At 36.5% G+C, this 13,146-nt stretch carries 15 protein-coding genes; 9 read left to right on the plus strand and 6 right to left on the minus strand.

Annotation, left to right across the window (positions count from 1 at the left end):
* Positions 1–276: 276 nt before the first annotated feature.
* Both F7984_RS08905 and F7984_RS19530 read right to left on the minus strand, forming a co-directional pair.
* Positions 277–1,119: a manganese catalase gene (locus F7984_RS08905; protein ID WP_066103961.1), complete on the minus strand. Its 843-nt coding sequence runs from the start codon at positions 1,117–1,119 to the stop codon at positions 277–279.
* 302 nt (positions 1,120–1,421) lie between these two features.
* Positions 1,422–1,550, minus strand: a complete 129-nt coding sequence (locus F7984_RS19530; protein ID WP_257469051.1) for a hypothetical protein — start codon at positions 1,548–1,550, stop codon at positions 1,422–1,424.
* 468 nt (positions 1,551–2,018) lie between these two features.
* Between F7984_RS19530 and F7984_RS08910 the strand changes: the two genes are divergently transcribed.
* Positions 2,019–2,450, plus strand: a complete 432-nt coding sequence (locus F7984_RS08910) for a DUF2621 domain-containing protein (protein ID WP_140461421.1) — start codon at positions 2,019–2,021, stop codon at positions 2,448–2,450.
* A gap of 100 nt (positions 2,451–2,550) precedes the next feature.
* Here F7984_RS08910 and F7984_RS08915 read toward each other — a convergent pair whose 3' ends face one another.
* The gene (locus F7984_RS08915) at positions 2,551–3,120 is read right to left on the minus strand and encodes an HD domain-containing protein (protein ID WP_140461422.1); all 570 of its coding nucleotides are present in this window, start codon (positions 3,118–3,120) and stop codon (positions 2,551–2,553) included.
* Between the two features lie 241 nt (positions 3,121–3,361).
* On the opposite strand from F7984_RS08915, the gene F7984_RS08920 reads away from it, so the two are divergent.
* Complete coding sequence (locus F7984_RS08920) at positions 3,362–3,862, plus strand: NUDIX domain-containing protein (protein ID WP_066103956.1); 501 nt, start codon at positions 3,362–3,364, stop codon at positions 3,860–3,862.
* Between the two features lie 76 nt (positions 3,863–3,938).
* Here the strand turns inward: F7984_RS08920 and F7984_RS08925 are convergent, their stop codons facing one another.
* Complete coding sequence (locus F7984_RS08925) at positions 3,939–4,550, minus strand: hypothetical protein (RefSeq protein ID WP_066103954.1); 612 nt, start codon at positions 4,548–4,550, stop codon at positions 3,939–3,941.
* A 420-nt stretch (positions 4,551–4,970) separates the two neighbouring features.
* The gene (locus F7984_RS08930; protein ID WP_077248027.1) at positions 4,971–5,111 is read right to left on the minus strand and encodes a small acid-soluble spore protein P; all 141 of its coding nucleotides are present in this window, start codon (positions 5,109–5,111) and stop codon (positions 4,971–4,973) included.
* A gap of 146 nt (positions 5,112–5,257) precedes the next feature.
* Here F7984_RS08930 and F7984_RS08935 point away from each other — a divergent pair, with 146 nt between their 5' ends.
* The 7 genes from F7984_RS08935 to F7984_RS08965 all read left to right on the plus strand — a co-directional run bounded on the left by F7984_RS08935 (position 5,258) and on the right by F7984_RS08965 (position 12,725).
* Positions 5,258–5,533 (plus strand): hypothetical protein, encoded by a 276-nt coding sequence (locus tag F7984_RS08935; RefSeq protein WP_066103951.1) that lies wholly within the window; start codon positions 5,258–5,260, stop codon positions 5,531–5,533.
* A 229-nt stretch (positions 5,534–5,762) separates the two neighbouring features.
* Positions 5,763–8,492 (plus strand): aconitate hydratase AcnA, encoded by a 2,730-nt coding sequence (gene acnA, locus F7984_RS08940; protein ID WP_066103949.1) that lies wholly within the window; start codon positions 5,763–5,765, stop codon positions 8,490–8,492.
* A 159-nt stretch (positions 8,493–8,651) separates the two neighbouring features.
* Positions 8,652–9,146, plus strand: coding sequence for a TlpA family protein disulfide reductase (locus F7984_RS08945; RefSeq protein ID WP_066103947.1), 495 nt, complete (start codon positions 8,652–8,654; stop codon positions 9,144–9,146).
* Between the two features lie 126 nt (positions 9,147–9,272).
* On the plus strand, positions 9,273–9,404 hold the full coding sequence (locus tag F7984_RS08950; RefSeq protein WP_077248025.1) for an FbpB family small basic protein: 132 nt from the start codon (positions 9,273–9,275) through the stop codon (positions 9,402–9,404).
* A gap of 68 nt (positions 9,405–9,472) precedes the next feature.
* On the plus strand, positions 9,473–9,616 hold the full coding sequence (locus tag F7984_RS08955; protein WP_066103946.1) for an acid-soluble spore protein N: 144 nt from the start codon (positions 9,473–9,475) through the stop codon (positions 9,614–9,616).
* 347 nt (positions 9,617–9,963) lie between these two features.
* Complete coding sequence (locus F7984_RS08960; protein WP_140461423.1) at positions 9,964–12,270, plus strand: AAA family ATPase; 2,307 nt, start codon at positions 9,964–9,966, stop codon at positions 12,268–12,270.
* 35 nt (positions 12,271–12,305) lie between these two features.
* The gene (locus F7984_RS08965) at positions 12,306–12,725 is read left to right on the plus strand and encodes an acyl-CoA thioesterase (RefSeq protein ID WP_066103942.1); all 420 of its coding nucleotides are present in this window, start codon (positions 12,306–12,308) and stop codon (positions 12,723–12,725) included.
* Between the two features lie 46 nt (positions 12,726–12,771).
* Here the strand turns inward: F7984_RS08965 and F7984_RS08970 are convergent, their stop codons facing one another.
* A complete protein-coding gene (locus F7984_RS08970; RefSeq protein WP_066103940.1) occupies positions 12,772–13,062 on the minus strand; it encodes a HesB/YadR/YfhF family protein in 291 nt (96 codons plus the stop codon).
* Between the last annotated feature and the right edge of the window lie 84 nt (positions 13,063–13,146).

Genomic DNA, 13,146 nt, shown 5'->3' on the forward strand with positions numbered 1-13,146 from the left:
GGGGGGATGTTTTTTATAGAACATGGAATGAGTGGCTAATGTTCCCCGGAATTTAGATTACTTTACAGTACAGAAATAAAATGCGATTCGATATTCTTTTTAAATGACACATAGAAATGAAGGAATTTTTACGATATTCACCAATAGGGGATGCAATAGTAAAATAAGGACAAGAAGAGCAGGGGAATCAATGGGAAATATCTATGAAAAAAGGACTTCAGAATAACACTTATTCTGAAGTCCTTTTGTATGCTAATCAAAAATATACATTAGCGTTTATAAGATTGATTTATCTGTGTCCATTGGCAATGTGTTATGTGTTTCAAGTGGAGCTGGTTTTAACATTGGTTTTGCGCCTTCTGCAGGTGGAACGACAGCTTCATAGCGGAATTCACCTTGTCCATCCGGAGCTTCACCGCTTGCCCACGTTCCAGTACTGCTTTCTTCGCCTTCAGAGAAATTATATAAAGAGTATGCGATATCTAAGCGTTCTTTTTCACGTGGGAATGTGCTTGGAACAAGTAATCCTTCTTGTTCTTCTAATTCAGCGATTGCTTTTGCCCATAGATTTTGGTGATAAGAATCACGTGCAATAAGAACGGAAAGCATATCTTTAATTCCTGGATCATCAGTCATTTCATAAATACGAACAGCTTGCAGGCGACCTTGTGATTCAGCATTTAGGTTGGCGCGGAAGTCAGCTAATAAGTTTCCGCTTGCAGTTACGTAACTGCCCATCCATGGATTACCAAGGCTATCCTGAGGACGAGGGTTTAATCCGGATACAATCGCGTGTTGTGGGTTCATTCCGCTTAATACTGCACCGATTGCCGGGTCAGCCATAGCTTTTTCCTGATCTTTTAGCGGTGCATCCTCAAGAAGACGTGCGACCATAGTTGCTAACATTTCAACGTGACCAATTTCTTCAGTACCGATATCAAGTAAAAGGTCTTTATATTTTTCGTTGCCGCGTACGCTCCAGCCTTGGAACAAATATTGCATCATAACGGACATTTCACCATATTGTCCACCAATCAGTTCTTGAATTTTCTTTGCCATCAATGGATCTGGTCTAGTTGGTTTAGCTTCAAATTGAAGTTCTTTTTTATGAAAAAACATATCTATACCTCCGTATATAATAGTATTTTTTTGAGCGATTGCTCGTACAATCTATTACATACCCAGCGTTTTTAGGAAGAAACATAGAAATTTTGTAAAATCAGGTAATAGAGGTGTGAAATGCTATGGTAATATTGACATAGAGAATAAGAAATAAATTTTATTTTCAAGTGTATTTTTACATATTTTTTTCTTGGTTGTCGAAAATTTATGGTCTATACATAAAAAATGTCATAATAAGAAAAGAGCACCCAGAATACATGTATTCTGGGTGCTTTAGTTCGATAGGCGATAGCGCCAGATTAATTTTTCATTGCACCGATTGGCGTTAATTGTTCATTAGGCTGTTGCTTGGTTATTGATTCCATCTTCTTTAATTCTTCTCGAAGTAATCGTCTGACTTCCCTGCGTCTGTGTACTTTTTTTCCCATTAAGTAAAGACCTCCTTAAAGTAGTGGAAATGCAACAAACCAATCTGACCCTTAACAAAAATAACCACAATCCCTGATTAGATTAAAGAAATATCTAGATTGAATGATATGAGGAAACTATACAGTATATTCATTACTTCTTTAATACAGTCAGATTGTTATCTTTAGTTATATCAGAGATTGATAATTCTGACAATTAAAAACAATCTCAATTAACAAGGGAAAACAATAGAGAAAAGCCCAAAATCTTTGATATATTTACGTAATACACCCTTTTCCTGCAATTCTTTTTATTTTTCTCCAAAATCCATGTTAGGAATGGAGGTTCCCTTATACGAATTTTGTACAAACAATTTAGTAATTATTAGTCAATTTAGTTGAAGGTTTCCAACTCTTTGTTATAATAATACATGGAAAATGATTGTTAAATTAGGGGATTGTGTATTACTTAACTGGGGTGAATGATTTATGTTAGAAGGATGGTTTTTATGGTTCATCCTGTTTTGGGTTGTCTTTATGATTGGTTTTATGGCCATCGGTGGATTTTTTATGTTTCGAAAGTTCTTAAAAAAACTGCCCAAAGAAGATGGAAAATCAGATATGGACTGGGAAGTTGAATTTGTTAATCAGACAAGGCATCTATGGAATCAGGAAGAAAAAGATTTTCTAGAAGAATTAGTAAGCCCGGTTCCTGAATTATTTCGAGATGTAGCAAGGCATAAAATCGTAGGGAGAATCGGTGAACTTGCACTTAAAGAAAAGGCTAATAAGATAACGATGGATCTTATTATTAAAGGGTATATTCTAGCAACACCAAAACGTGATCACAAATTTCTTCGAAAAAAATTAGAAATTGAAAAAATAGACGTCAGTCCATTTGAAAAATACTTCTCTATTTGACCTCTTCTTTTTATGAAGAGGTTTTCTTTTACGGAAATAGCGTTTGATTGAAAATAGGACCTTAATAGGTCCCCGGGTTATTATGGCTGTGTTTGACAAATTATTTGTTGTTACTATCTTTTATAGAATCAAAAAAGCTATTTACGTCTTTAACGTATTGATGGAAAAACTCCGGAATCTCTTTGTCGTCCAAACCATAAAAGCTATTCATTGCAACCCCTCTGATATACCATTCCTGAGAATCCAGTCCTCTTTTAAAGCAGTTCCAAATTTCACTCCCCAATAATTCATGTCCGGCAGTCATGGATTTTAGGTTATCCCATTTATCAGCAACAATAAGAGCCTTTACTTCAAGAGGCGCTTCTTTAACAAGCTCAAGTGTATGCTGCTTACGTTCTTCCCAGGTTTTTGTTTTGTCCTCTGTATGAGCAGAAACATAATGCGCGATTTTAGGTCCAAACTCCTTTTCAATCTGTTCAATCGTTGTATCTGTGTCCTCCACAGTATCGTGCAGTAATGCTGCAATCACCAATTCTTCACAAAAACCAGCCTCTTCAAGAGTTTTAGCCACCTGCAAAGGGTGTATAATATAGGGTTCATTTGACAGCTTACGTACTTGTCCGGCATGTGCCTCCGTTGCAAATTGTACTGCTTTTTCCTTTAATGTCATTCATTCAGCCACCTTATCTATATATACTGAAATTTCACTATCTTATTATAAATAAATAATTCTGTGCAGCTAGAATATATAAAATATACATATGATTATGGGTATTATATCATATTTAGCTTTGAGGCAGGTCTTATGCGTTTTATTTATGAATATGTATAATAATATATTACACAGAAAGCTAAAATTATATATAATCATACTGTGGATTATTAGAAAGATTTAAAAGGGGTCATAAACCATGGAACTTATCAAGGAAATTTATGATGATGCGTCAGAACAGTATACGGATCATGCATATCGTATTAGAAAGGCATCCAGAGCTGTAGTCATTAACGACCGTGATGAGATTGCTCTTTTATTCGTTGCAAATGGAAACTATCATAAATTGCCTGGTGGAGGCATTAAAAGCAATGAAACTATTTATGATGCATTAAAAAGAGAGGTAGAAGAAGAAGTAGGAACCTTAATAGAAGATATTAAGGAACTGGGACTTACTATTGAATACCGTAATAATGAAGAGCTGCTTCAGATATCTTATGGATATATTGCTAAAACTATTGGTGAACTTAAAGACCCGATGTATACCGACGATGAGATTAACGACGGATTTGTATTAAGATGGGTGCCAATCAAAATAGCGATTGAAATATTAAAACAAGACATGCCTTCTAATTATGCAGGACAATTTATTCAGCAAAGAGATCTGGAATTTTTATTAAAAGCTGACGAACTGATTTAAAATAATGTCAGTCACTACTCTAAAAGCTGCACTCCAATTGTTAGAGATTTAATTGCAATTGGAGTGCTTTTTTAGTTTAGTTAAAATAGTTTTCTAAGTCAGCTAAAGAATAGGCATCAGAAACACCTTTTTTGGAATATAAATATTGAATTAGATTTTTATCATCTTCATACAGATCAGCTAGTCCATAATAAATATTCTTTAAATAGGGAAGAGAAGGTGGAGTGATGTTCTTTTCAGCAATAGTTCGATTATCTGTAAAGGTGAAAATCGGATATCCATCCGTCTCACCCAAGTAGAGAATATTACCATACCAAGAATCGTTAAAGGAATAGGTATGAACATTTTTGGCTAATTCAAGATCTATCTCCATTTTATAATTGTCATTCTCCTGCTGTACAATTTGTTTAAACTGTTCGCTAGTAATTAGGTATTTCTTACCGTATGTCCTTGTATTCGTATCTCTATCAGTATTGATAAAAGCGACACCGCCATCCCAACGACCTGAGTATTCAGCGAAGTACATCTCATAAGGAAGAGAAATCGGAGCAATTTTTTCTGGATAAGCAGGATTCGTACACCCACGTTCATTTTTTGTAGAACCCTCTGGTGTCCCTCCGCTTATATAACAACGAAAGCGGCTCTCTAATAAATTGGATCCATAACTTGCGTACCATACATAATCCATTGTCGTATAATACCTCCTCAATAAAATTCTATATAGATATACGTACCACAAAAGGGATTGATTACACATGAACATGCGGGAGGCAGGTTAATTCCTTAGAAAAATCAAACGTATCGTGAGCACGCACAAAAACGGTAAGCTGTGTAACCTTCAGAAAAAGAATTTTAAACAATCAGGGAGAGAAAAGGGAAAGTTAATAATAATATTTTTAGTTAAAAGGCGAAAATTTAAAAATATAGAGGATATTAGTAGTTGTATTAGGTCTGCCAGTAGGAAAGGCCATTAAAGATAATACAAAACCTTATAATCAATGTTTCTGTTGAAAGTCTGAGGATCTTTTCCTGAATACTATCTATGAGCGGAATTAAAATGCGAGAGAAAAAAATTCCTCCCGCAGTCTTTTAAGAAAAGATAATGCTGTTACATATCGTGATGAGAATGATTTTTTTGACGTGTATGCTGCCTGTTTTTCACTTTATGAGAACCGCTTAAGGGTGCCGGTTGGCCAGAATGATTTTTATCTTTAGGGCCTTTTTGGTGATTAGCGTTTTTATTCGACATATTCATCCCTCCTACCTATAGTATGAGAGCCTATTAAATGATTATACAGGTATATAATAACGGGTATTTAGAAGCTGATTCACATCATGAATAAGGCAATAAACTTCCGTACATCATAAAAGATATATTGTTAAGGAGGGGTGTACGTGCCTTATCACAAAAATAAAGTTCAAGCCTTTCAATCCGCTCAAAATGGCGTCAGAAGAGCGGTGGATGCACATGAAAATCTTGAATCTATGCAGCATGATCCTCAATTTGGCCATGAAGTGGGACATTTGTGGGAAGAAATTAATGAGGCGTATCAGCAGGTTGAAAATGCTTATGAAGTGGCAAGTGAACATCAAAAGGACCAACTGGATGATTATAGAAATACATTAGACAAAATGGTTTCAGATTTAGACAAATTTGAAAAATATCGATAAGGTACCGGCCAGCTAATATTACTTTGCTGGCCGGCTTTTATTTTATCAGGAAAATAATTACCAATAAGCAGAACTTATGACAGGTAATAAATTACTTATATTTTACTTTATGGAAAGGTTATATTAATATTAAATTGTTAGAATATTAGGATTGAATGAAAAGTGTTTTACTTTTCTACAATTTATTACTATATTCTGTAATATCTTTTACCTAGAGGGGGTAATTTGATTGGGGAAAAATGATGTGTTCGATTCACGGAGATTTTTTGAAATCGACGGTAAACGCTATCATTACTACAATTTGAATGTATTGGAAGAAGCAGGAGTTGGAGAAGTTTCCAAATTGCCTTATTCCATTAAAGTTTTACTGGAGAGCGTTTTGCGTCAACAGGATGGGAGAGCTATTAAAAAGGAACATGTGGAAAACCTTGCTAAATGGGGAACAGAGGAAATGTCAATCGATATTGATGTACCTTTTAAACCTTCCCGTGTAATATTGCAGGATTTCACAGGTGTACCGACTGTAGTCGATTTGGCTTCATTACGTAAAGCCATGGCTGATATCGGAGGAGATCCGGGTAAAATTAACCCTGAAATCCCGGTTGATCTTGTTATCGACCATTCAGTTCAGGTTGATAAATATGGAACTGCAGATGCGTTGCAGATTAATATGGATTTAGAATTTGAAAGAAATGCGGAACGTTACCAATTCCTAAGCTGGGCACAAAAAGCATTTGATAATTACCGTGCGGTTCCACCAGATACAGGGATTGTTCACCAAGTGAACCTTGAGTATTTGGCTAATGTTGTACATTCAGTAGAAATGCCGGATGGCGATTATATGACTTTCCCAGATTCTTTAGTGGGAACTGATTCACATACTACCATGATAAATGGTCTGGGTGTATTAGGATGGGGTGTAGGCGGAATTGAAGCGGAAGCTGGAATGCTTGGCCAACCTTCTTATTTCCCAGTACCTGAAGTTATCGGTGTACGGTTTATTAATTCCTTGCCAAACGGAACAATGGCTACAGATTTGGCGTTAAAAGTTACTGAAATACTGCGTAAAAGTGGTGTGGTTAATAAATTTGTAGAATTTTTCGGCCCTGGGATGAGCGCTCTTTCACTTTCAGATCGTGCGACCATCGCAAATATGGCACCGGAATATGGCGCTACTTGCGGTTTCTTCCCAATTGACGAAGAATCTCTTACTTATATGCGTTTGACTGGACGTACAGAAGAGCATATCGCAATTGTTGAGCAATATTGTAAAGAAAACGGTTTGTTCTACTATAAAAACAGTGATGAACCAAGATATACAAAAATTATTGAGATTGACCTTTCAGAAATTGAGGCTAATCTATCCGGTCCAAAACGTCCGCAGGATTTGATTCCTTTATCTAATATGAAATCTGCCTTCAATCAAGCTTTAACAGCTCCGGTTGGAAATGCAGGATTCGGTCTTAGTCAAGATGAAATTAATAAAAAAATCACTGTTCAGCTGAATGATGGCCGTCAGGCGCCGATGAAAACAGGTGATATTGCCATTGCTGCCATTACAAGCTGTACGAATACTTCTAACCCATATGTTATGCTGGGTGCTGGACTAGTTGCTAAGAAGGCTGTGGAATTAGGATTACAGGTTCCACATCACGTAAAAACATCATTAGCTCCGGGATCAAAAGTCGTTACAGGCTATTTGCGTGATTCTGGTCTGGGAACATACCTTGATAAACTTGGTTTCAATGTTGTTGGGTATGGCTGTGCTACATGTATCGGGAACTCCGGTCCATTAATGGAAGAGATTGAAGCAGCTGTTTCTGAATCAGATTTACTTGTTACTTCTGTCTTATCCGGTAACCGTAACTTTGAAGGACGTATTCATCCGTTAGTAAAAGCAAACTATTTGGCATCACCGCCATTGGTTGTCGCATATGCCTTAGCAGGTACAGTGGATATCGATCTTGAGAATGATCCAATTGGAAAAGGTAAAGATGGAAAAGATATTTATTTCAAAGATATCTGGCCATCCAGTGAAGAGGTTAATAAACTTGTACAGGATACCGTAACATCTAATCTCTTCCTTAAAGAGTATGAGCATGTATTCGATGACAATGCAAGATGGAATGAAATCCAAACCAGCAACGAACCTTTATATAATTGGGATTTTGATTCAACTTATATTCAAAACCCACCTTATTTTGTAAATATGGATCCTAACCCAACAGAAGTAAAACCGCTTGACGGACTGCGCGTTGTCGGATTATTTGGAGATTCAGTTACAACAGACCATATATCTCCGGCTGGATCTATCGGCAAAGATACACCAGCAGGTAAATACTTGCGTGAAAAAGGAGTTGCTATCCGTGACTTTAACTCATACGGTTCTCGTCGTGGAAACCATGAAGTTATGATGCGCGGTACTTTCGCTAATATCCGAATCCGTAATCAGATTGCTCCAGGCACTGAAGGTGGATATACAACGTATTGGCCAACTGGTGAAGTGATGTCTATCTATGATGCATGTATGGAATATAAAAAAGATGATACTGGCTTGATCGTATTGGCTGGGAAAGATTACGGAATGGGAAGCTCCCGTGACTGGGCTGCCAAAGGTACCAACCTACTTGGAATTAAAACGGTCATTGCGGAAAGCTTTGAAAGAATTCACCGTTCCAACCTTGTATTAATGGGTGTACTTCCGCTTCAATTCAAAGAAGGCGAAAGCGCTAAAACACTTGGTTTAACTGGAAAAGAGAGAATCTTTGTTCCAGTTAATGAAAATGTTAAACCACGTGACATCATCGAGGTAACTGCAGTTGGAGAGGACGGAACAGAGAAGAAATTTGATGTTTTAGTTCGTTTTGATTCTGATGTGGAAATCGATTATTATCGTCATGGCGGTATCTTACCAATGGTTTTACGAGGAAAATTACAAGAAGCATCATCTACTAAGTAACGATAAAAAACTGACTTCGGTCAGTTTTTTATTTTTGTTTAGAATAACTAATTGTAAATATGAAGTTATCAGGATGAGATTTTCACGCTTTCGTAAAATTGGAAATACTGATACAATTTCAGGTGGGGAATATACTATTTGTGGCTGGGGGAGTTTAGTGTGAAAAAAATCATCGGGTCACTTTTATTGCTGATACTGATTGGAGTAGCATTTTATCAAGTGTTGAATCAGCCTGATACACCTGTCAAGGCTGATGAGGGCAAAGAAGCAGTCGACTTTACATTAAAAGATCCAGATGGAAAGGAAATTACACTATCTGATTATAAGGGGAAAAAGGTGTTGTTAAACTTTTGGGCAACCTGGTGCAATCCGTGTAAAAAAGAGATGCCTGATATGGAAAAAATTAAACAATCTCATCCTGATGTAGTTGTTTTAGCCGTAAATATAGATTCTGATCAGGATATAAAAGGATTTATGAGTGATTTAAAACTTACGTTTCGGACTGTATTGGATGTAGATGGTGAAGTGAACAAAAAATATAAGGTTGTGTCCATTCCAACTTCATTCTTCATTAATGAAGAGGGAGTTATTGATAAAAAGGTTGTAGGGTTAATGGAATATAAACAAATGGAAGAGCATATCGCAAACATGTAAGCAGCCTTGAAGGCTGTTTTTTCATATTTTAAAGACTAATTAGTTATCGTTATTTTCTAAAAATGTTATAAATACAGAAAAAGTAGGCAATGATATTATAAAATAAAGTATGGATGGTGGTTGACGATGAAAAAGCGTAAGCGGATGTCTTTAGCAGATTTAATACTGGAAAATAAAAAACAAATTATAATGGATAAACATGCAATGGAAGTTCTAGAAGATCGAATCGATAAAAGAATGATGGAACGAGCGGAGTAATATCCAATATCTACACCTTATAAGTCATGCGTAAGTAAGCATGATAAGAAAGAAGGGGTGAAGATAAAATGGGAAATCCGAAGAAAAATTCCAAGTCATTTGTACCAAATCACATTGGAACTCAACCTAGAGCTGCCGGTGGAAATAAAGGCAAACAGATGCAAGATACATCCGGAAAGCATCCAGACGTGATTCAAACAAAAGGTGAATAGCTGAATAATTTAATCTCAAATCTGCCTGAATCCTAATGGAGACAGGCAGATTTTTTAGTTGGTTAGAATCCAGGAAATTTACTTCGCGTTCATTAATGAATTAAAAAAACTATGTTCCAAATCTTCATGGTGAATTTTAAAACCAAACCCAAGTAGCCAAGAAAAATAATCCGTAAAAAGAGGGACAAATGAAGCGGCCATTACGACTAAAAGACAGAACTTCTGAATAAGAGAATGTTTAATTTCAATAGTTGACTGGTGAATCATACATTAAGCTAAAATGATTAATCTGGAACGTGTTGTATGATAGGATGGAGACATCGACTGAAAAAAGGATGAAGCAGTAAATGGAATTATCAATAACCAATTATAAAAATATGATTGATGAGTGGGAGAGAACGTTGACTAAAGAAGGTTCACTCCCCATAAAAACAGAATTACTTAGTGTGCTTCAATTTATATGTAAAAACCAGGGTGAGTGGGGAATATCAGCAGATTTAGAAGGAAAGCTGTTATATTTATTAGCCCTGGAAAGAAGTAAGCAAGAGGAACAAGATGATTTATATTATCTATTATTAGATGAAGCAAACCGATTATTGAATAATCGCTCTGAAATACAACGATTGCTGGAAACTAAGCAGCTCAATCGTTTTAATGACTTATATACTGGCTTTTCTACTCCAACTTTACGAGAAACGGATAATAGAACTGCAAAACGTAACACGGTCGGGCAGATTATGAATGAAACAAGCAATTACATGAACCGTACAACTGAAGCATTAAAACAAATCAATCAACTGGCAGAAACAGATTTAATCCATACTGAAAAAAAATACTTAAATGATATATTTGACGGTATGCAAAAGGTAATCTCTACGGCAAAAGAGTATGAAGAAACATTAAGCGGGAATTTCCATACCGCAATTGTTTATCAGGAGTTAAAATCCTCATTAAATCTTCTGAATAGCCATATTCATCAATTTAACGAGTTTATATCACAGCATGAAATTGTTGATGCAAAGGATCAAGTAAGTGCCTTAGCAGAGTTGAACGAAATGGTTGGGCTGATTGAAATAAAAAAACGGGTTAACCAGCTTTATCAATTTTTGAAGTATCAAAAACACCGTGAAGAATTAGGATTCAGTAATACAGGTGATATTAGCCTAAACATGATTTTAACGGGTAATCCTGGAACCGGTAAGACTACCTTGGCCAGATTATTAGGGAAAATCTATTATGAATTAGGGATATTGCCAAAAGAAAAAATTGTAGAGGTTGATCGTTCTAAATTGGTTGGAGCTTATGTTGGACAAACAGAAGAAAACGTTCGTAAAGCTGTGGAAGAGGCAGTAGGAGGCGTCCTTTTTATTGACGAGGCATACAGCTTAAAAAGAGAGGGCCAACAAGGAACAGATTACGGGCAGACAGTGATAGATACGCTTATATCTCTTATGGATAGTGCAGAGTATTCTGGAAGGTTCGCTGTTATTTTAGCAGGATATCCTGAGGAAATGAGACAGTTTCTGGATAGCAATCCTGGTTTGCGCAGTCGTTTCCCGAATTTTAATTATATGGAGTTACCAGACTATTCATTGGATGAAATGATTGAAATTGCGATTCAAACGGCAGAAAAAAATCATTATTTTATCGCTCCCGATGCGATTCCTTCTTTAAAAAAACGAATTGAATATGAGATGGTTGATCAAACTTTCGGTAATGCCAGAACAGTTAAATCAATTGTTATGGATGCAATCTTCCATAAAGGTTCTACAGGTGAACAGCAAGCCAATGAAAGCTTTTTAAATTATCTTCTTCTGCAAGAAGAGGACTTTTCTTCTCAGTTTCCTGTATCCACTGGAAATCCCCAGGCAGAACTAAAGAATCTTGTTGGTTTGGATATGATTAAAGAGGAAATTCATAAACTTTCAGCATTTGTAAAGATACAGCAATCCAGGAGACAGGCTGGAGTAAAAACGGTACCTGTCCAGCTTCATGCGGTTTTTACCGGGAATCCTGGAACTGGTAAAACAACAGTTGCAAAGCTGTACTCGGAAATACTGCGAGATTGTGGACTGTTGAAGAGAGGTCATCTAGTTGTAGCTAGCCGTGCTGATTTTGTAGCTGGCTATGTCGGGCAGACAGCCATTAAAACGAAAAAGAAGGTTCAGGATGCATTGGGCGGTGTATTATTTATTGACGAAGCTTACTCCTTACTAAGCTCTTCCAATTCAGATTATGGAAAAGAAGTTGTGAATACTTTAGTGGATGAGATGACCAAACATAATGAAAACCTTGTCATCATCTTGGCAGGATATCCTGATGAGATGAAGGCGTTGCTGTCCAGTAATCCAGGATTTTCATCCAGGTTCAAAAAGTTCATGCATTTTCCGGATTATAGCACAGAGGAATTGATGCAAATCATTGAAAATTATGCTCGTAAATATCAGTATATACTGGACCAGGCGGCAAAAGATTACTTGGTTGAAAAGTTGAACCTAATTGAGATTGATGGGAACGGACGATTTGCTATTAATTTGGTTGACAATGCGATACAGGTACAGGCGGTTCGATTAATCGAGCAGACGGGAGAGGATCTGGCTGCGGTTGATTACTCTACTCTGACAAAGGCTGATTTTCAAGATGTGTTAGAATAGAAAAAGGACTATTGTAGAATAGGAGTGTAGAAGGAATGTTTGTTTCAAAAAAAGAAATCCAATTATTTTACGCAGATACTGATATGATGGGTGTTATGTATCATGCAAACTATCTTAAATGGTTTGAGCTGGGCAGAACAGCCCTTATTGAGGATTTGGGCTATAAATATACGGATATGGAGGAAGCAGGCTATTATGCACCTGTTTACGATATTCATGTAACCTATAAAACACCATTACGATATGGTGATCAGGCCTATGTACATACTTGGGTAGAAGAAAATAATGGAATAAAAACACTGTATGGATATGAAATCCGGAATCAGCATGATCAAATTTGCGCAACTGGAACAACTACGCATATTGTAGTAAAAAAAGATAATTTCAGACCGATTCAGTTTAAAAAAGCATTTCCGGAATGGAATGCAAAATACGAAGAAATCAAACGAAAATAGATAAAGAGAATCCCCTGTGTCAGTGGTACACAGGGGATTTCTGTTCTTATTTGCTATAGGAGAACGTGGGCTCAGCCTTCTGTTCGTCAAAGGTTATATTGAGGTTATTTCCGTCAAAATACCATATATCATCCTCATTAATAAAATAGGTGATTCCATCCTTTAATAAGGTAACAGTGGCTTGTTTTCCTTCCTCTTTGCTGATTCCCAAAGAAAAGCCTGATTGTATAGGGCTATAGCCTCCATAACGGGGAAAGAACCGAAGGCAGTCGCCTTTTTCAAGTTCCAATTCTGCTTTATACCATGCAGCTGATTGCTCATCGATTGTAATTTCCATGTTTGAATCCTCCTGATATGTTTATTGGCAGATAAAGGTGAGCTATCTAACTACTGAATACTACCATTATGACATAATTTTAAT

This window comes from Pradoshia sp. D12 (assembly GCF_008935075.1).
Classification (GTDB): domain Bacteria; phylum Bacillota; class Bacilli; order Bacillales; family Pradoshiaceae; genus Pradoshia.